The 17948-nt window shown below is 59.9% G+C and carries 19 protein-coding genes and 1 tRNA gene; 11 read left to right on the forward strand and 9 right to left on the reverse strand.

Annotation, left to right across the window (positions count from 1 at the left end):
* Positions 1–49: 49 nt before the first annotated feature.
* Positions 50–847, forward strand: a complete 798-nt coding sequence (gene cysE / locus CHB88_RS08660) for a serine O-acetyltransferase (protein WP_143131207.1) — start codon at positions 50–52, stop codon at positions 845–847.
* Positions 848–858: 11 nt separating this feature from the next.
* Positions 859–1566 (forward strand): YceH family protein, encoded by a 708-nt coding sequence (locus tag CHB88_RS08665; protein WP_089398929.1) that lies wholly within the window; start codon positions 859–861, stop codon positions 1564–1566.
* 29 nt (positions 1567–1595) lie between these two features.
* Here CHB88_RS08665 and CHB88_RS08670 read toward each other — a convergent pair whose 3' ends face one another.
* From CHB88_RS08670 to CHB88_RS08680, 3 genes are read right to left on the reverse strand one after another with little or no spacing between them, the layout of a single operon-like run.
* Positions 1596–2384, reverse strand: coding sequence for a UDP-2,3-diacylglucosamine diphosphatase (locus tag CHB88_RS08670; protein WP_245844849.1), 789 nt, complete (start codon positions 2382–2384; stop codon positions 1596–1598).
* Positions 2385–2397: 13 nt separating this feature from the next.
* Complete coding sequence (locus CHB88_RS08675) at positions 2398–2886, reverse strand: peptidylprolyl isomerase (protein ID WP_089398930.1); 489 nt, start codon at positions 2884–2886, stop codon at positions 2398–2400.
* 21 nt (positions 2887–2907) lie between these two features.
* Entirely contained in the window at positions 2908–3486 is a 579-nt protein-coding gene (locus tag CHB88_RS08680; protein WP_089398931.1) for a peptidylprolyl isomerase, read from the reverse strand.
* Positions 3487–3799: 313 nt separating this feature from the next.
* On the opposite strand from CHB88_RS08680, the gene cysS reads away from it, so the two are divergent.
* From cysS to CHB88_RS08710, 6 genes are all read left to right on the forward strand, one after another.
* The gene (gene cysS, locus CHB88_RS08685; protein WP_089398932.1) at positions 3800–5188 is read left to right on the forward strand and encodes a cysteine--tRNA ligase; all 1389 of its coding nucleotides are present in this window, start codon (positions 3800–3802) and stop codon (positions 5186–5188) included.
* A 3-nt stretch (positions 5189–5191) separates the two neighbouring features.
* A complete protein-coding gene (locus CHB88_RS08690; protein ID WP_089398933.1) occupies positions 5192–5836 on the forward strand; it encodes a DNA-3-methyladenine glycosylase family protein in 645 nt (214 codons plus the stop codon).
* A 45-nt stretch (positions 5837–5881) separates the two neighbouring features.
* Positions 5882–6856, forward strand: coding sequence for an acetyl-CoA carboxylase carboxyltransferase subunit alpha (locus CHB88_RS08695; protein ID WP_089398934.1), 975 nt, complete (start codon positions 5882–5884; stop codon positions 6854–6856).
* Between the two features lie 2 nt (positions 6857–6858).
* On the forward strand, positions 6859–8292 hold the full coding sequence (gene tilS, locus CHB88_RS08700) for a tRNA lysidine(34) synthetase TilS (RefSeq protein WP_245844851.1): 1434 nt from the start codon (positions 6859–6861) through the stop codon (positions 8290–8292).
* A 117-nt stretch (positions 8293–8409) separates the two neighbouring features.
* Positions 8410–9660 carry an aspartate kinase gene (locus CHB88_RS08705; RefSeq protein WP_089398935.1) on the forward strand — a complete coding sequence of 417 codons (1251 nt, stop codon included), beginning with the start codon at positions 8410–8412 and terminating at the stop codon, positions 9658–9660.
* A 98-nt stretch (positions 9661–9758) separates the two neighbouring features.
* Positions 9759–9852 (forward strand) — tRNA-Ser (locus CHB88_RS08710).
* A 24-nt stretch (positions 9853–9876) separates the two neighbouring features.
* Here CHB88_RS08710 and CHB88_RS25835 read toward each other — a convergent pair.
* Together CHB88_RS25835 and CHB88_RS08720 are read right to left on the reverse strand one after the other, a co-directional pair.
* Positions 9877–10008 carry a hypothetical protein gene (locus CHB88_RS25835; protein ID WP_281255002.1) on the reverse strand — a complete coding sequence of 44 codons (132 nt, stop codon included), beginning with the start codon at positions 10006–10008 and terminating at the stop codon, positions 9877–9879.
* Positions 10009–10342: 334 nt separating this feature from the next.
* Positions 10343–11713, reverse strand: a complete 1371-nt coding sequence (locus CHB88_RS08720; RefSeq protein WP_089398937.1) for a choice-of-anchor Q domain-containing protein — start codon at positions 11711–11713, stop codon at positions 10343–10345.
* Positions 11714–12282: 569 nt separating this feature from the next.
* Here CHB88_RS08720 and CHB88_RS08725 point away from each other — a divergent pair.
* The gene (locus CHB88_RS08725) at positions 12283–13329 is read left to right on the forward strand and encodes a GNAT family N-acetyltransferase (protein ID WP_245844853.1); all 1047 of its coding nucleotides are present in this window, start codon (positions 12283–12285) and stop codon (positions 13327–13329) included.
* Positions 13330–13679: 350 nt separating this feature from the next.
* Here CHB88_RS08725 and CHB88_RS24365 read toward each other — a convergent pair whose 3' ends face one another.
* Positions 13680–13859, reverse strand: coding sequence for a hypothetical protein (locus CHB88_RS24365; protein ID WP_143131191.1), 180 nt, complete (start codon positions 13857–13859; stop codon positions 13680–13682).
* Between the two features lie 230 nt (positions 13860–14089).
* On the opposite strand from CHB88_RS24365, the gene CHB88_RS08735 reads away from it, so the two are divergent.
* Both CHB88_RS08735 and CHB88_RS08740 read left to right on the forward strand, forming a co-directional pair.
* A complete protein-coding gene (locus CHB88_RS08735; protein ID WP_089398939.1) occupies positions 14090–14485 on the forward strand; it encodes a YkvA family protein in 396 nt (131 codons plus the stop codon).
* A 121-nt stretch (positions 14486–14606) separates the two neighbouring features.
* Positions 14607–15071 carry a hemerythrin domain-containing protein gene (locus CHB88_RS08740; protein ID WP_089398940.1) on the forward strand — a complete coding sequence of 155 codons (465 nt, stop codon included), beginning with the start codon at positions 14607–14609 and terminating at the stop codon, positions 15069–15071.
* A gap of 83 nt (positions 15072–15154) precedes the next feature.
* On the opposite strand, the gene nadC is transcribed toward CHB88_RS08740, so the two are convergent.
* The 3 genes from nadC to CHB88_RS08755 all read right to left on the reverse strand — a co-directional run bounded on the left by nadC (position 15155) and on the right by CHB88_RS08755 (position 17358).
* On the reverse strand, positions 15155–16000 hold the full coding sequence (nadC, locus tag CHB88_RS08745; RefSeq protein WP_176442385.1) for a carboxylating nicotinate-nucleotide diphosphorylase: 846 nt from the start codon (positions 15998–16000) through the stop codon (positions 15155–15157).
* 201 nt (positions 16001–16201) lie between these two features.
* Complete coding sequence (locus CHB88_RS08750) at positions 16202–16786, reverse strand: chromate transporter (RefSeq protein WP_089398941.1); 585 nt, start codon at positions 16784–16786, stop codon at positions 16202–16204.
* On the reverse strand, positions 16783–17358 hold the full coding sequence (locus CHB88_RS08755; RefSeq protein ID WP_089398942.1) for a chromate transporter: 576 nt from the start codon (positions 17356–17358) through the stop codon (positions 16783–16785). Before CHB88_RS08755 ends, CHB88_RS08750 begins: the two co-directional genes overlap by 4 nt.
* Between the last annotated feature and the right edge of the window lie 590 nt (positions 17359–17948).

Consider the following 17948-nt stretch of genomic DNA (forward strand, 5'->3'; position numbering starts at 1 on the left):
CGTTTGCCCGGCCGCTGCAGCGGCCGGCGCGGCTTCGCGCAAGCAAAGCCTGCCGCAACAGGCTACCATTGAGTTCTTTCAGAAAATCCACCGTTCCATGTTCAGCCGCATCCGTGAAGACATCGCCAGCATCATCGAACGCGACCCCGCCGCCCGCTCGGCGTGGGAGGTGCTGACCTGTTATCCGGGGCTGCACGCGATCATCATGCACCGCTGGGCGCATGCTTGCTGGAAGGGCGGCTTTACGTGGCTGGGGCGGTTCATTTCCCATATCGCGCGTGGTTTGACCGGTATCGAAATCCATCCCGGCGCGACGATAGGCCGCCGCGTCTTCATCGATCATGGCTTCGGCGTCGTCATCGGCGAAACCGCTGAAGTGGGTGACGATTGCACCATCTATCAAGGCGTGACATTGGGCGGCACTTCGCTCAGTAAAGGGTCCAAGCGCCATCCAACGCTGGAGCGCGGTGTCATCATCGGTGCCGGCGCCAAGGTGCTGGGCGCGTTCACGGTGGGCGAGGGCGCCAAGGTCGGCTCCAACGCAGTGGTGGTCAAGCCAGTGCCTGCCGGTGCGACGGCGGTCGGAAATCCGGCGCATATCGTGCCGAAGGACGCCAACCGCCAGCGAGAGGAAGCGGCGGCGCGCATCTTCGCCGCCTATGGCGTCACCCCGGGCGGCGACGATCCGCTCTCGACCGCCCTGCATGGGTTGATCAACAACGCAACTGCCCAGGAAAACCAGATTCAGCGCATCCTGGCCGCGCTGTCGGCCGCCGGCATTCAGTGCGAAGCGCTGCCGGAAATGGAGCGCTTCGATCCGGAGCAGCTGAACCGGCTGGTGGATTGACTATCGACGCCATGAACATCGAAACCACATCCGATGCCCAGTCCCCCGGCGATTCTTCCGGCAATGAGCACCTTGACGCAATCGAGGTGCGGGTGCTGGCGGTACTGGCCGAAAAGGAAGCGCTGACGCCGGACATCTATCCCATGTCGCTCAATGCATTGACCAACGGCTGCAACCAGCTTTCCAGCCGTGATCCGGTCATGCAGCTCAGTGAATCCGACGTGCAGGATGCGCTCGACCGGCTGGCGCGGAGGAAGCTGGCTGCTGAGGTCAGGCAGGCTGGTGCCCGAGTGGTGAAATATGAGCACCGCATGCGAATGAAGTGGTCCCTCGAGCAGGACAAGCTGGCGCCGTTGGTCATCCTCATGCTTCGCGGGGCGCAGACCGCTGGCGAGATCCGTTCCCGCAGCGGTCGCGTGCACGACTTTGCCTCGGTGGCCGAAGTCGAAGCTTGTCTGCAGTTCTTGATCGACAAATACCCGCCGCTGGCAGCGCGCCTGGCGCGCACGCCGGGCACGAAGGAAGCCCGTTACGCGCATCTGCTGTGCGGCGAGATGGCCGAGAGCGTGGCGGAAGGCGGCATCGAGGAAAGTGGTCCCGTCAACGCTCCGGGCCGACGCGACCGCGTTGCCGAACTGGAGGCGGAAGTCGCCCGCCTGCGGGATGAAGTGGCGCAGCTGGCGCGGCAGTTCGAAACTTTCCGCCAGCAGTTCGAATGACGCCGAATAGGCGTCCCATTTCACTGATGCTATAGCCGCTTGCCGTCGAGATCGTGCCGGCTTACCGTGCCGGCGCCATCGACGGCGATCCAGCCGCCCCGAGGTGGCGACGCATCGCAATCCCAATCCGGCAGCACATAGCGCACCTCTCCCGTCGCCTTGGCTTCATGCCGTGCCGGCCGGTGAGTGTGACCATGAATGAGGTAGTCGGCACCGGTAGCATCGAACACCGACCGTACTGCCTGCGGATTGACATCCATGATCTGCGCCGGCTTCATTCGCGCCGCTTCCTTGCTGCCGCTGCGCATGCCATTGATGATGGCTTTGCGCTTTTGCAGTGGCATCGCCAAGAACTCCTGCTGCCATGCGGGATTCCTGACCTGCTCGCGGAATGCCATGTAGGCGGTGTCGTCCGTGCATTGCGCGTCGCCATGCAGCAGTGCGATGCGCTTGCCTGCGATGGTGAGCAGATGAGGCTCGGGCAGAACGCTCAGGCCGGCGGTCTTGGCAAACTCCGGTCCGACCAGGAAGTCCCGATTGCCGGCGATCCAGAATACCTCCGTCCCGGCGACGCTCACTTCCTTGAGCGCACCGATGATGCGCTGATGGTAGGGATCGAAAAGATCATCGTCGCCCGCCCAGTATTCGAACATGTCCCCCAGCAGATAGAGTTGCCGGGCCGATCGGGCGTGACGTTGCAGCCAGTCGAGGAAGGCGGCTGTCGTTTTCGGCAGGCCGGGTTGCAGGTGGACGTCGGAAACGAAAAGCGCAACCGCTTCGGGTTGCGCTTCGTCGTGCGTCATGCGCGTGGCGGGCATGAGCCGGTCCCGGTCAGACCACTTCCGCCTTCTGGATGATCACGTCTTCCACCGGCACGTCGGCATGCATGCCGGCGCGGCTGGTCTTGACGGTGCGGATCTTGTCCACCACCTCGGTGCCTTCGGTGACCTTGCCGAACACGCAGTAGCCCCAGCCGTCCTGGCCAGGGTAGTCGAGGAAGCTGTTGTTCTTGACGTTGATGAAGAACTGGGCGCTGGCCGAATGCGGCGCCGAAGTGCGCGCCATGGCGAGGGTATAGGGCTCGTTCTTCAACCCGTTCTTGGCTTCATTCTCGATCGGATCCTTGGTCGGCTTCTGCTTCATGCCGGGCTCGAAGCCGCCGCCCTGGATCATGAAGCCGTCGATCACGCGGTGGAAGATGGTGCCGTCATAGTGGCCTTCTCGCACGTAGGAAAGGAAGTTCTCGACCGTCTTCGGCGCTTTGTCGGCGTCGAGTTCGATTTTGATGTCGCCGTGGTTCGTGTGGAGGATGACTGCCATGATGTGTCCTGTATGAAATGATTACTTGAGGAGGGTTGCCGATTCGATCACGACGGGAGTGACCGGTACGTTCTGATGCATTCCGCTGCGCCCGGTTTCCACCTTCGCGATCTTGTTCACGATTTCGCTGCCCTTGACCACCTTGCCGAACACTGCGTAACCCCAGCCGTCCTGGCCGGGATAGTCGAGGAAGCGGTTGTCCTTCAGGTTGATGAAGAACTGAGCGGTGGCGGAGTGCGGCATCGAGGTGCGGGCCATGGCCAGCGTCATGGCTTCGTTCTTGAGCCCATTTTTGGCCTCGTTCTCGACCGGCTCTCCGGTCGGCTTCTGGCGCATGTCCTTGTCGAAGCCGCCGCCCTGGATCATGAAACCGTCGATGACGCGGTGGAAGATGGTGCCGTTGTACTGGCCGTTCTTTACGTACTGCAGGAAATTGGCCACCGACTTCGGCGCCTTTTCCGGATACAGTTCGACAACGATTTCGCCCATGTTGGTCTTGAACGCCACCTGGGGCTGATCGGCGGCTTGGACGCTGCCAAGCATGCCGGCAAGACCGGCAAGGGCAACGAGGCGGAGCAGGGCGCGACGCTGGAAGTGCATGGTGTTTCCTTCAGGCCTTTACAGAGTTTTTTTGTTTGTGTATCTTGCGTGTCCCGCGTGAAATTGCCACCTGATAATCCAGCCGCACGGCCGTTGATCATCCTGCATGGCATCGTGTGCTCGAAACGCCGGATCGGCTCAGCCTGAACCGGCTTTCAGCGATGCTATACTCGGGCAAAGAGATGGATTTTATCAAAACAAGCATAAAAAGGGATTCTGCCTTCCTGTTGCATACAGTCATGCTGCGCGCGGAACCCGTCTGTTCCAGCCAGCCTGCGCCCTTGCGCAACAGCGCTGAAACTCGAACACTTCCATGACCACCCTGAAAATCTACAACACGCTGGCGCGTGAGAAGCAGACCTTTGTGCCGCTTCAGCCGGGCAAGGTCCGCATGTATGTATGCGGCATGACCGTCTACGACTATTGCCATCTTGGCCACGCCCGCGTCATGGTGGTGTTCGACCTGGTGCAGCGCTGGCTGCGCGCATCGGGTTTTGAAGTCACTTACGTGCGCAACATCACTGACATCGATGACAAGATCATCAAGCGCGCTGTCGAGAACGGCGAAACCATTTCGCAGCTGACGCAGCGCTTCATCGATGCGATGAACGAAGATGCGCAAGCCTTGGGCATCCAGCGCCCGGATCATGAACCGCGCGCTACCCGATATGTGCCGCAGATGCTGTCGCTGATCTCGCAGCTGGAAGCGAATGGACTCGCCTACAAGGCCAAGGATGGCGACGTCAATTACTCGGTGCGGGATTTCGAAGGCTACGGCAAGCTCTCCGGCAAGTCGCTGGACGACCTGCGTGCCGGCGAGCGTGTCGAGCTCAACACCGGCAAGCGCGACCCGCTCGACTTCGTGCTGTGGAAGGCCTCCAAGGAGTCCGAGCCGGACGAAGTCAAGTGGGACTCGCCCTGGGGCAAGGGACGTCCGGGCTGGCACATCGAGTGCTCCGCCATGTCCTGCGAACTGCTCGGGGAGCAGTTCGACATCCACGGCGGCGGCCAGGACCTGCAGTTCCCGCACCACGAGAACGAGATCGCCCAGTCGGAAGGCGCGCATCGACATCCTTTCGTCAACTACTGGATGCACAACGGCTTCGTCCGGGTGGACAACGAAAAGATGTCGAAGTCCCTCGGCAATTTCTTCACCATCCGCGAAGTGCTGCAGAAGTACGACCCGGAAGTGGTGCGCTTCTTCATCCTGCGCGCCCACTATCGCAGCCCGCTGAATTACTCCGATGCGCATCTCGACGACGCACGCCAGGCGCTGACCCGCCTCTACACCGCGCTCAAGGATGTGACTGCCGACGATCAGCCGCTCGACCGCGGCGAAGCGCATGCGGTCCGCTTCGCCGAAGCGATGAACGACGATTTCAATACGCCGGTGGCTTTTGCGGCATTGTTCGATCTTGCCAATGAAGTCAATCGCGACAAGTCGCCTGCGCTGGCGCGCCAGTTGAAGCAGCTTGGCGCGGCCCTCGGCCTGCTGCAGCGCACGCCGCAGGAGTTCCTTCAAGCCGGGCCGGTCGACGGTGCGCTGGACGAAGCAGCCATCCTGGCGCAGATTGAAGCCCGTGCCGCTGCCAAGAAGGCAAAAAATTTCGCCGAAGCTGACCGTATCCGCGCCGATCTGCTGACCCAGGGCATCGTCCTGGAAGACAAGCCGGGCGGCCTCACTGAGTGGCGAAGGGCGTAAGGCATGGCGCTCGGCAAACAGGCGGACGCCGTCTGCATTCCCTCCTATTGGCAGGACGCCAAGGAAGAACTGATGAAGCGCGACCGGATCATGCGCAAGCTGATCCCGCAGTTCGGCGACATGCATCTCGTCGGCCGTGGTGAAGCGTTCACTACCTTGGCCCGTTCCATCATCGGCCAGCAGATCTCGGTCAAGGCGGCTGAAAGCGTCTGGCATCGGGTGCTGGACGCGTGTCCGAAATGTACGCCGGCCCAGGTCCTCAAGGCCGGCAACGACAAGCTGGCCGCCTGCGGCCTGTCCAAGCGCAAGGCAGAGTACATCATCGATCTTGCCCAGCATTTCAAGGACAAGCGGGTGCACGTGGACAAGTGGGCGGAAATGGACGACGAGGAAGTGATCGCCGAGCTGATCCAGATCCGCGGCATTGGCCGCTGGACAGCCGAGATGTTTTTGATATTTAATTTGCTCCGTCCCAATATTCTTCCGCTGGACGACCTGGGATTGCTCAAGGGAATCAGCGTGAATTATTTCTCCGGGGAGCCGGTCTCACGAAGCGATGCCCGTGAGGTGGCGGCGAACTGGGAGCCGTGGCGCACGGTGGCAACCTGGTATTTGTGGCGCAGCCTGGATAATTCGGCTGTCCTGTAATCGTAAAAATGGATGTTTCCGGTGTCGGGAACGCAAGGAATCTCGATGAACAAAACAACATTTCTCGGTTTTGAACAGCCTATCGCCGAACTCGAAACCAAGATCGAGGAGCTGCGCTTCGTGCAGGACGATTCGGCGGTCGACATTTCCGAGGAAATCGAGCGGCTGTCCAAGAAGAGCCAGCAGCTCACCAAGGATATCTACGCCAAGCTGACGCCGTGGCAGGTATCTCAGATCGCGCGCCATCCGCAGCGCCCCTACACCCTCGACTACGTCAACGAGATCTTCACCGATTTCCACGAGCTGCACGGCGACCGCACTTATGCGGACGACCTTTCCATCGTCGGCGGCCTGGCCCGTTTCAATGGCCAGGCTTGCATGGTGATCGGCCATCAGAAGGGCCGCGATACGAAGGAACGCGCCATGCGCAACTTCGGCATGCCCAAACCCGAAGGCTACCGCAAGGCCATGCGCCTGATGAAGCTGGCGGAGAAATTCGGCCTGCCGATCTTCACCTTCGTCGATACGCCGGGCGCCTTTCCCGGCATCGACGCCGAGGAACGTGGCCAGTCGGAAGCCATCGGGCACAACCTGTACGTCATGGCCGAGCTGAAGGTACCACTGATCGCCACCATCATCGGCGAGGGCGGCTCCGGCGGTGCCTTGGCAATTGCCGTCGGCGATGCGGTGCTGATGCTGCAATACGCGACCTACTCGGTGATCTCGCCCGAAGGGTGCGCCTCGATCCTGTGGAAGACGGCCGAGCGTGCCGCCGACGCCGCGGAGGCGCTCGGACTCACCGCGCACCGCCTGAAGGCGCTGAACCTGATCGACAAGATCGTCAACGAGCCGCTCGGCGGCGCCCATCGCGATCCGAAGCAGATGGCCGTCATGCTCAAGCGCGCGCTGGCTGACAGCCTGCGCCAGTTCCAGGGCATGAAGCCGAAGGAGCTGATTACCGCTCGCCATGAAAAGCTCATGAACTACGGCAAGTTCAAGGAAATCAATTCGCCGGAATAACGGTGGCCGCGAAAGATCAAAACACGCTGACCGACATCTTCGAACGCGCGCTGGGAGACATCCTGGCGCGCGTTTGTCTTGATGCGCCGCCAGCATCGGCAAGTACCGAACCTGACCTCTCTGGTGCTGGCGCGCCCAAGGTGGCAATCGCGTACAGCGGCGGACTCGATTCCTCGGTGCTGCTGCATCTGGCCGCCGATGCATCCAGGCGGCTCGGCATCACCTTGCGCGCCCTCCACGTCCATCATGGCTTGAGTGCAAACGCGAACCAGTGGTCGGAACACTGCCGTCGCGAATGCTCAGCGCTCGGCATCGATTTCGATATGCGCCGCGTCGCCGTGGATGGTGGGGCCGGCGGCGTGGAAGAGGGCGCCCGCGAGGCGCGCTATGCGGCGCTGGGCGCGATGTGCCGACAGCATGGCGTCCGCCTGCTGCTCACTGCCCATCATCAGGACGACCAGGCCGAGACGGTGCTGCTGCAACTGCTGCGCGGATCCGGCGTTGCCGGCTTGTCCGGCATGGACAGGATGAATCAGGCGCCCGGCCTCCTCGGCGATTCGCATCTCTGGATGGCACGGCCGCTTCTGCATGTGGATCGTGCCACGCTCGAGTCCTGGGCCGGCGAACACGGCTTGGCATGGGTGGAAGACGAATCGAATACTGACGCCAGCTATGCGCGCAATGCGCTGCGCCATCATGTGGCGCCAGCCCTCAGGCAGCATTTCCCCGGCTTCGAGAAGCGCCTGGTGCGTGCGGCCGAACATGCCCAAGCCGCGCATACCTTGATGCAGGAAGTCGCTGCAGCCGATTTGCAGGCTTGCAGCGACGCCATTGGTCTCGACCTGATGAAGCTGTCGGCCCTCGGTGAGGCGCGCGCCAACAATCTGCTGCGGCACTGGATGGGCCGGCATGGCATGCGCATGCCGAGCACCGCCTGGCTGGATCAGATGCGTCTTCAACTGCTGCAGGCCAAGGAGGATGCGCGGGTCTGTATTACGCACCGTGACGGCCTGATTCGCCGCTTCCGCGGCCATGCGCAGATCGAACCGCGCACTGCCTCCGCCGAACAGGCGACACGGTTGGATTTCCGATGGAACGGGGAGGCCGCGCTTCCATGTCCCGCCTTTGGCGGGAAGCTCATGCTTGCCGAAGCCGCTCAGGGCATCGATCCTGCCTGGTTGCGCGGACAATCGCTTTCCCTGCGCAGCCGCAGCGGCGGCGAGCGCCTGAAGCTCGCGCCGAACCGCCCCAACCGCAGCCTGAAGCAGCATTTCCAGGCACTCGGCATCCCATACTGGCAGCGCGACAAGCTGCCGCTGCTGTATGCCGGCGAGAGGCTGATCTATGCCGCCGGCATCGGCATGGATGCGCATTGCCCACGTTCGGATGCAGGCATCGTTTTCGATTGGCTGCCTGACTCAGAGTCGTTTACCTAGGATTCCCAGCATTGACAGCCTTTCACGGGCTTGTGTTCATGCGCTGCAGCATGTACACTAAAAGGTTGATTTTCATCAAAAATCCTCAGTTTCCACTGCCTTACCTACCACATCCTTATGGCTTTAATCGTCCACAAATACGGCGGCACGTCGATGGGTTCCACCGAGCGCATCAAGAATGTCGCAAAGCGCGTCGCCAAATGGCATGACGCCGGTCACCAGATCGTCGTGGTTCCGTCGGCAATGTCGGGAGAGACCAATCGCCTGATCGCCCTGGCCAAGGAAATCATGCCGCAGCCGGATCCCCGCGAACTCGACATGCTGGCCTCCACCGGCGAACAGGTATCGGTCGCGCTGCTGTCAATGGCACTGCAGTCCCTCGGCAAGAAAGCGGTTTCCTATGCCGGCTGGCAGGTGCCCATCAAGACCGATTCCGCCTTCACCAAGGCGCGCATCCAGTCGATCGACGATGCCCGCGTGCGTCGCGATCTGGACGAAGGCAAGGTCGTCATCATCACCGGCTTCCAGGGCGTGGACGACAAAGGCAACATCACCACTCTCGGCCGCGGCGGTTCGGACACCTCTGCCGTCGCCGTTGCTGCCGCGATGAAGGCGGCCGAGTGCCTGATCTACACCGACGTCGATGGCGTCTATACCACCGACCCGCGCGTGGTCACCGAGGCCCGCCGCCTGAACACCATCACCTTCGAGGAGATGCTGGAAATGGCATCGCTCGGCTCCAAGGTGCTGCAGATCCGCTCGGTCGAGTTCGCCGGCAACTACAAGGTGCCGACCCGGGTCCTGTCGTCGCTGACCGATCCGCTGATGCCGCTGGAAGAGGAAGCCAATTCCGGCACCCTGATTTCGTTTGAGGAAGACACACACATGGAACAAGCCGTCATTTCGGGTATCGCGTTCAACCGCGACGAAGCCAAGATCACCGTCCTCGGCGTGCCGGACAAGCCGGGCATCGCCTTCCAGATCCTGGGCCCGATCGCCGATGCCAACGTCGAAGTCGACATGATCATCCAGAACCAGTCGGTCGAAGGCAAGACCGACTTCACCTTCACCGTCGCGCGCGGCGAATACGCCAAAGCGATGGATGTGCTCAACGAAAGCGTCAAGGCGCACATCGGCGCGGCCAGCATCGTCGGCGACACCAAGGTGTCAAAGGTCTCCGTGGTCGGCGTCGGCATGCGCAGCCACGTCGGCATCGCTTCCCAGATGTTCCGCACGCTGTCGGAAGAGGGCATTAACATTCAAATGATCTCCACCTCCGAAATCAAGATTTCCGTCCTCATCGACGAAAAGTACATGGAACTGGCCGTGCGCGCGCTGCACAAGGCCTTCGACCTGGAAAAAGCTTGATCAAAACCGGTCATTGACGAAAGTGTCATTGACCGATGCCACGCGAGCGGCTATCATGCGTGGCTTCAGTAGGACGTGCTGAGAAGCATGCTCTGCTTGGAGACGTGGCCGAGAGGTCGAAGGCACTTCCCTGCTAAGGAAGCATATGGGCTTAAACCTGTATCGAGGGTTCGAATCCCTCCGTCTCCGCCAGTAATCGCATTGCAGATTAAGCACCTACGGGTGCTTTTTTTGTTTCAGGGGTTGTCCAGGGTCAGTTGCGCCAATCTGCTGCTCGATCTTCTCCATCTCTCTGGCATTCGCCTCGCCGCTGATCCACGCCGCATAGTGGTTGTAGAACAGGTCCAAGTTGTGACCGAGCTGTCTGGCCACTAGGCCGGATTGGCGCCCGACATCAGCCCCACCGTCGCATACGTGTGCCGCGTGTTGTAGGGCCTGCGATAGCGGATTCCAAGCCGCATGCAAGCTCTGCTTCGCGCAAAGTATCGCAGGAATCCGAAGGCACCGATATTGATCGCACCTTCCTGCAGTCCAATGTGCCGGAAGAAAACCTGAGGATGAAAAGACGAAGTGCATCCGACGCAGCACGCGGTCGGATGCATGGATGGGAATACGCTATTGAAAAGAACGACCGGCGGTGTTTAACCGTTTCGAGAGGTGTCGCCGCCGGGACTCGGCTCGCCTACGATTTAAACTCGTACGCTCCCAGGTCGATACTGCCACCCTGCGGACGCGCCACACCGTTGGCATCCATTGTCGGCGCATAGGTCGTATTGCCCTTGTCGATCGCCGGCGATGTGGATTTCAATCGGTAGTCGCCGCCGCCGGTACGCACATAATTCACGAACTGCGGATCCGCTGTAATCGTGCCTGCCGTGCGGCTTGAGCTGCCGGACGATAAAGAAAGGTCGCCGCCTGCATTGCCGTACACCAGGTTGTTGTAGTAGGTGTTGTGCGAGCCGATGCCCATGGGCCCGGATCCTTCGCCAATACCGGTGCCGCGATTGTCGAACACGATATTGTTTTGCACGTTGAAGTAGTCCGGCACGCTCGTTAAATGGTACATGCCATTGGCGCTCATGATGATGCCACGCGAGCAATTGAAGACCGTGTTATTGATTACATCAGCATTGGTCGCGTCGTGATAGAACACGATGCCGTCAGAACCTATGTTGTACACGAGGTTGTTCTTCACCTGCACATAAGCGCTTTGCGGATAAATGCCACTGATGGTGCCGCACCCTGAAAAGCCGACATGATCAACGGTGTTGGCAAGGATCTCATGATGGTGCTGGGATTCATAGCCATCGGCAACGATGCCTGCGCCGCCATTGCTGTCGCACGAACCCGAGGTGTAGATGTTATGGATATGGTTGTTCTGCACGACCGAGTTTGATCCGTGCATGCTGATGCCGATACGCCAGGTTGCACCATCCTGCCCGTCAATATCGAAACCGCTGATGGTCGTGTAGCTTCCGCTATCGCTCCAAGCCACGCTTGAATTCCCGGCCGGCACGATCTTCGCGCCCCACCGGACATCCGATACATAATAAATGCGGCCGTTCGCCGTGCCGCTGGCGCTTGTTGACAACCCGCCGGCATAGGTACCGGCGGCAACATGCACCACGGTATCCGGTTTGGCAACGCTCGCTGCTTTTGCAATCGTCTTGAAAGGCGAGGCCTGCGTGCCGGGATTAGAGTCCGAACCTGTTACGGCGACATACAGATGATTCGCCGCGGTAAATGTGCTTTGCGTTGCTGGCTGGCTTGCCGGGATTGAGATTGCGGGGCTGGCACCGGCCTCGGAGCCCGTCGGCGTGGCAGGAGACGCGGCGCCCGTCGAAGTCGGTGTTTGCGTTGAATTCTCGTCGGCTGTGCTTATTGCATTCGACGACGTGTCAGATGTCGCCGCCGGCGTGCCGATGCTGCTACTTGCCGCCTGCTGATCCTGTGCACCACTGCCACCGCCACCGCAAGCAGTGAGTAGTACGGCGGCGCAGGCGCATGAAAGTGCCGTGATTGAAAAGGAATGGAGCGATCTGGAATGGAACATGAAACCTCATTGGAGAAACGGCAATTCGCGTGCCTTGAATGAACTCTCCTGTGAGGATTGATCCAGTGAAATAGTTCCTAAAAAAAATATTTATCCCTGGATTTGGATCCGGTTCGTAGAAATTTGGATAAGCAAAACTAAAGGCGAGGTAAAGGTGAGGTGAAAAGAACCTGTCCTTGCCGGAGGTGGGATTGCAGAAAAGTGGTGGAAATAAGCGATTACGTCTAGCGTTTCGTTTATTGCTGAAAACCGTTAGTCAACGACCGTTCCGATTCAGATTGGAACCCATGGCAATGTTCAGAAATTCTTAATTTATCTCTTCAGTTCAGAGTAATCATCGAAATTCCTTATTTCTTCTCAGTTGTTCTGTTTTCTATCCTTAAAGAGTGCAGTGAAATTTTTGGTATCAGCGATCTGGCGCCATACCGCTGGTATCCACTAGTCGTCCTGCAAGACCTTTGGAAAACGGATAATAAATTTGTCTGTTTGCTTTTCGTTTCACCAAGGTCTTTATTGCAGCGCGGGATGCTTATCTGATGAAAGAAGCATGGGCTTAATAAGGATACGAAATGGCGTATTGCTTTCAGGACGACGATTCCAATGTTCAGCATGCATCGACAGACGAACACCAGCAACGTGACGAAATGAGCAGTGCAAAGGAGTCATACCGGGATCTATGGCTCACCGAACCGTCGATACCGATTTTCTGTCGCGACTGGTGGCTGGATGCGACCGCAGGCAGCGGAAACTGGGATGTTGTCTTGGTGAAGAAGGGCAACCGCATTCTGGCGGCCATGCCCTACATGATACGTCGCCGCTTCGGCATGACCGTACTCACCCAGCCTCCCCTGACGCCGACACTCGGTCCTTGGCTACAACCACCTGACGCAAGTCTTAGCCCGGCCGAGCGCGTGGCGCAGGAAAATCACTTGATGCAATCCCTGATCGACCAGCTTCCCGCCTTCGATGCCTTTAGCCAGAACTGGCATTACCGCCATACGAACTGGTTGCCGTTCTACTGGAACGGCTTCCGGCAGACGACCCGGTACACCCTGGTAACCGATCTCCGGCAGCCGGACAAGCTGTGGGTTAATCTGCAAAAGAATGTGCACAAGCACTGCAAAACGGCCTCTGAACGCTATCGCGTGACTATCCGAGACGATCTGCCTCTGGATGATTTCCTTGCACTCAACCGCATGACTTTCCAACGCCAGGGATTGACGGTTCCGTATTCGGACGCCTACGTGCGCAGCCTGGATGCCGCCTGTGCCAAACGTGGCTGTCGCCGCTATTACATTGCCGTCGATCCGGAGGGCAGGCACCATGCCGGCTGCTATTTCGTGTGGGACGAAAACAGTGCGTACGGATTGATGAACGGATCGGATCCGGCACTGCGCCATAGCGGCGCACTGAGCCTATGCTTCTGGCATGCGCTTCGGGATGCGGCCCAAGTGGCAAATCAGTTCGATTTCGAAGGCTCAATGATCGAACCCATCGAGCGTTTTCTCCGCTACTTTGGTACGGTACAGAAGCCGTATTTCTATATTAGCAAGACGCCTTCCCGCCTGCTTCGCCTGCGGGAAGGCCTGCTTTCGGTAGTTGGTAGAGCGCGCTAAATTCTGTAACCGTACGTTTGCGTTGAGCGCCTTCCGGTATCTTGCCTGATGCTTGGCGCCGGTGAGGACCGCGCAATCCATCAGGTCGTCATTGCTTGGGTTGGCGGCGTGAAGGTTGGCAGAGAAGGCGGCAACTGCTGCAAGCAATAAATGGGAGAGGAAGTATCGTGCCAAGGCGGTGGAAAATTGCAAATCGACGTCATAAATTATGTTGATAAATTTGCAAAACCAAGACGACGCAACCGCTGGTGAAGCCAGTCCGTTATTGGCCAGTTCGGTCTATGACGCATCAGGCATGGCTTGTTGAGGCATATCTCCGCGAACAGGATAGTCGCCTTCTCCACGGGGCCTTATTGTTGTTGAGCGCCTTTGCGTTCAGCCGCCGAGCGTTGATCAGCGGTTTGTCCTTCTTCATCCAGAGACTCCAGCAGGAGGTTCGCGGCATCTTCGAGTTCGGCAAGGATCTCTGCGACCAGCAGTTCGTGATAATTGCGGACGTAGAGGGCGCGCTTGCGCTGTCTCATGTTCATCGTCTTTCCTTTCGGGGGTAGGTTGGATGTGGCATGCGGCGTTGCTGACGCTCGCCGAAGCATGAAAGTGCGTATTGTCGCAGTGCGGAGGCGATTTGTCGCGGAAGAGGGTTTCCCGGAAATGCGCGACGCAGCGTGGCGCTCCAAGGCGCTGATCGCGTCCGCGGAAACCGTGTAGGCCTGAGGCGCCTGTGGCAATATCACGGCCTTCTGACACAGCACCGGAACCCATGAAACTCACCGAAACCATCAGCGCCTGGGCCCGCCGCATCAAGCGCGATGGCGTGACTCTCTGGTTTGCCTGCCGGCATCCGCGTACGCCGTGGGCGGCCAAGGCACTGTCGATCTTCGTTGTGGCTTATGCACTGAGTCCGATCGACCTCATACCCGACTTCATTCCGGTGCTTGGCTATGTCGATGACGCGATTCTCCTTCCCATGCTGATCTGGCTGGCGGTGCGTCTGGTTCCGGACGACGTGCTGCAAGAATGCCGCGCCGAGGGCGATGCCTGGATGCAGCGCGAAGGGAAAAAGCCTCGCAGCAGATGGGGCGCGCTGCTGATCATCGTGATCTGGATTCTGCTGGCATGGGTGCTGTGTTCCTGGTATGCCGAGCATCGTGTCTGACTGCATGGCCTCCGAGGCCGAATGCAGTAGGCATGGTGCCGCAAGTCTGCTAGCATGAGGGACGAATTTATCAGCACGCTGAGCATTTCCGCAAAGCCGCTTCTCATCATTGAACAATACGATGTCTACCGCTACTGAACAGGAATTCGTCTGGTCCGATGCCTTGCTTCTCGGCTACGGCCCCATGGACGACACCCACAGGGAATTCGTTGAAACCGTACTCGCCATGCAGTCAGCGAGCGATGACGGCTTCGCTGCGGCGCTGGATGCTTTCATCGAGCATGCCGAGCGACATTTTTCCGAGGAGGCCGACTGGATGCGCAGTACCGGCTTTCCTGCCACCGACTGCCATATCGACGAGCACAATGCAGTGCTGAAATCGCTGTACGAAGTCAAGGAGCATCTCGCGAAGGGCGGCAACCCCGAGGCTGGCCGCCGGCTCACGGCGGAACTGATGCGCTGGTTCCCTGGCCACGCGGACTACATGGATGCTTCGCTGGCGCAGTGGATGGTGAAGAAGCGTACCGGCGGCACGCCGGTGGTTCTGCGGCGCGGCATCGTGAAGAATGAAGATGGCGGCAACTGAGCGCCGATCCGACTTGAGAAACGCTGGATGAATTGAAAACGGCTCGCCGCGGCGAGCCGTTTTCTTTGGCGGCCGATGCCCGTTCAGCCGGTATGGCGCATGGACAGGTCGATCGCCCGGGTATCTTTGGTGAGCGAACCGACCGAGATGCGATCGACGCCGGTCTCGGCGATGCCCCTGACGGTATCCAGCCGGACGCCGCCGGACGCTTCCAGCTTGGCGCGGCCATTGGTCAACCGCACCGCGTCACGCATCTGGTCGAGCGTCATGTTGTCGAGCAGGATCATGGTGGCGCCCGCGTCGAGGCCCTGCTGCAATTCGTCCAGGTTTTCCACCTCCAGCTGGATGAACACATCCTCGCGAGCGATGGCGCGTGCCCGCTCCATGGCAGCGGCGATGCTGCCGGCGGCGAGGATATGGTTTTCCTTGATCAGGATGCCGTCATACAGGCCGATGCGATGATTGCCGCCTCCGCCGCAGCGCACCGCGTACTTCTGCGCCAGGCGCAGGCTGGGCAGGGTCTTGCGGGTATCGACAATCTGGGCGCGGGTGCCTGCGACTGCATCGACATAGCGCCGGGTCGCGCTGGCGGTGCTCGACAACAGCTGGAGGAAGTTGAGGGCGGAGCGCTCGGCGGTGAGCATGGCGCGGGAATCGGACTCGATCTCGCACAGCACCTGATTGGCCTGGAAGCGCTGGCTGTCGGTGGTGTTCCAGCGAATGCGGCTGGATGGGTCCAGGCGGCGGAAGCAGGCGTCGAACCAAGCTGTGCCGCACAGGATGCCTTCTTCGCGGGCAATGACGGTGGCGCGGGCCGGCTTGTTGGCGGGGGTGAGCAGGGCGGTCAGGTCGCCGCTGCCGATGTCTTCGGCCAGGGCGGCAAGAACATTGTGCTCCACCTCGGCGGCCAGGTTGATCGGAAATTCCACGTCTTATCTTCCCAAAAAAGTTAGTCGGACAGGCAAAAGGAGGCAGGCAGCGGTCCGGTCTTCACCACCGGCTGCAGCGCGGCCGCGGCGGCCTTCACGCCATGCAACGCCCGGATTATCCTGGTATGGCCGGCGCCAGGCAAGCATGGTTGCCCGCGCGGCGCGTCGGGGCTGCGAAGCCGCACTGCCCTCGATCGGAACTTAGACGATGCCGAAGATGCCGAGCAGGGCGCCGATGGCGAGCAGCCACAGGATGTGCACCTTGATGCGCCAGATGATCAGCGCGGTGACGATCGTCAGCAGCCAGAGAGGCCAATCATGCGCCATATTCGGATGGGCGCTGGTAAGAATCCACCCGGTGGCGATCATCAGGCCGACCACGATCGGCGCCATGCCCTGCTTGAAGGCTCGCACCCACCGCAGGTCTCGGTTGTTATGGCCCCAGCGTGCGGCCAAGTAGGTGAGGATGGTGCTCGGCAGGAGAATGCCGAACATCGTCGTCGCCACGCCCAGTGCACCGAGCAGCATGCTGCCGGCATTCATGCCGACGTTCCAGCCCATCAGCGCGACGAACAGGATGTTCGGACCGGGCGCCGCCTGCGCCAGCGCGATGGATGCATTGAACTGCGCATCGCTCAGCCAGCCGTGCTGGTCCACCAGATAGCGGTGCATCTCGGAGACGGTGGTGATGCCGCCGCCCACGGAAAGCAGCGACAGGATCATGTACTGGCCAAACAGCGCCAGCCAGTCAGTCCAGTGCAGGATGAGGGAGGGCGCGGCGCTCATGGCTTCAACTTCCGGTAGGTGAGGAAGCAGGAGACGAGCCCCAGGCCGAACAGGGAGTAGATCAGCGGCAGACGCAGCAGCGCCACCATGATGAAGACCGCCGACGCCAGCGCCAGGCAAAGCGGAAGCTTGAGGGGATGCTTGCTCAGCGCCGAAGTCAGCTTCAGTCCGGTGCCCGCCACCAGACCTGCAGCAACGGCGCCCATGCCCCGGAGCGCGCCGGCCACCGCCGGATTGTCCGCGAAGTGGGCATAGAACAGCGCCAGCAGCAGGATCAGCACCAGCGGGACGGCCAGCATGCCGATTACAGCCGCCACCGCGCCGCGCAGGCCGAAATGGCGGTCGCCGATCATCAGCGCCATATTGACCACGTTCGGTCCCGGCATGATCTGGGCCACTGCCCAGTCTTCGACGAATTCTTCGCGGGTCAGCCAGCGTTTGCGGTCGACCAGCTCATGCTGGACCACGGCCAGGACGCCGCCGAAGCCCTGAAGCGCCAGAAAGGTGAACGAAAGGAAGATGTCGGTCGGCGACTTGGGGCGAGGCCGCTCTTCGGACAGGGCGTGATTCATCAGCTGAAAATCGAACGGAGGGTGAGGCGTAATCTTGCAATCGGGGCGCGGCGTATTGCTCGCGAGGCATGCATTATGAAGAAAAATTGGAGCCGATGGTGAGGGTTTTTGCACCTCGCGGGCGACGTTCGCACCATGGAAAGCGCTTGGCGAACCAGGGAGAGCTCTGTGCCGCCGCCTGTCTTCATCCAGGACATGCAGGCGCAAAGTCCCAGGAGTCGGTCCGCAAAAGTGACAGGCGTAACAAATTCTGTTTTTTGAATCGAAAAAGGCTGGCCACGGCGACAATGACGTCCATGCAAAGTGCTTCAGTATCTGTGTTTCACCCCGACCTATTGTCTGATTGACATCATTGCTCATCCAAAGGCTAAAAATTTTAAAAATTTTTCAGGCCGACCCTAAAGTTCGGCGACGCGCTGTCGTAAATGAACCAGGGCGGGGCGGATGGGCAGATAAAAAAGTTTAAAAATTTTTTTGTGAAACCCTAAAGTCCGACGAAATCCTGCCGTTAAAGATTCTGAAGACCGAAATTTGACGTGAAGGTGCAACAAATTTTTTCAAATCTTTACGTGCTTTTTCGCCGTAGCGAT

The organism is Noviherbaspirillum humi, assembly GCF_900188095.1.
Classification (GTDB): domain Bacteria; phylum Pseudomonadota; class Gammaproteobacteria; order Burkholderiales; family Burkholderiaceae_D; genus Noviherbaspirillum; species Noviherbaspirillum humi.

What these genes read in the sequence shown, in the direction of transcription:
- CHB88_RS08665 (WP_089398929.1), top strand. Translation starts at nt 859, where the DNA reads ATGAACATCGAAACCACATCCGATGCCCAGTCCCCCGGCGATTCTTCC.
- CHB88_RS08670 (WP_245844849.1), bottom strand. Translation starts at nt 2,384, where the DNA reads ATGCCCGCCACGCGCATGACGCACGACGAAGCGCAACCCGAAGCGGTT.
- CHB88_RS08675 (WP_089398930.1), bottom strand. Translation starts at nt 2,886, where the DNA reads ATGGCAGTCATCCTCCACACGAACCACGGCGACATCAAAATCGAACTC.
- CHB88_RS08680 (WP_089398931.1), bottom strand. Translation starts at nt 3,486, where the DNA reads ATGCACTTCCAGCGTCGCGCCCTGCTCCGCCTCGTTGCCCTTGCCGGT.
- cysS (WP_089398932.1), top strand. Translation starts at nt 3,800, where the DNA reads ATGACCACCCTGAAAATCTACAACACGCTGGCGCGTGAGAAGCAGACC.
- CHB88_RS08690 (WP_089398933.1), top strand. Translation starts at nt 5,192, where the DNA reads ATGGCGCTCGGCAAACAGGCGGACGCCGTCTGCATTCCCTCCTATTGG.
- CHB88_RS08695 (WP_089398934.1), top strand. Translation starts at nt 5,882, where the DNA reads ATGAACAAAACAACATTTCTCGGTTTTGAACAGCCTATCGCCGAACTC.
- CHB88_RS08705 (WP_089398935.1), top strand. Translation starts at nt 8,410, where the DNA reads ATGGCTTTAATCGTCCACAAATACGGCGGCACGTCGATGGGTTCCACC.
- CHB88_RS08720 (WP_089398937.1), bottom strand. Translation starts at nt 11,713, where the DNA reads ATGTTCCATTCCAGATCGCTCCATTCCTTTTCAATCACGGCACTTTCA.
- CHB88_RS08725 (WP_245844853.1), top strand. Translation starts at nt 12,283, where the DNA reads ATGGCGTATTGCTTTCAGGACGACGATTCCAATGTTCAGCATGCATCG.
- CHB88_RS24365 (WP_143131191.1), bottom strand. Translation starts at nt 13,859, where the DNA reads ATGAACATGAGACAGCGCAAGCGCGCCCTCTACGTCCGCAATTATCAC.
- CHB88_RS08735 (WP_089398939.1), top strand. Translation starts at nt 14,090, where the DNA reads ATGAAACTCACCGAAACCATCAGCGCCTGGGCCCGCCGCATCAAGCGC.
- CHB88_RS08740 (WP_089398940.1), top strand. Translation starts at nt 14,607, where the DNA reads ATGTCTACCGCTACTGAACAGGAATTCGTCTGGTCCGATGCCTTGCTT.
- CHB88_RS08750 (WP_089398941.1), bottom strand. Translation starts at nt 16,786, where the DNA reads ATGAGCGCCGCGCCCTCCCTCATCCTGCACTGGACTGACTGGCTGGCG.
- CHB88_RS08755 (WP_089398942.1), bottom strand. Translation starts at nt 17,358, where the DNA reads ATGAATCACGCCCTGTCCGAAGAGCGGCCTCGCCCCAAGTCGCCGACC.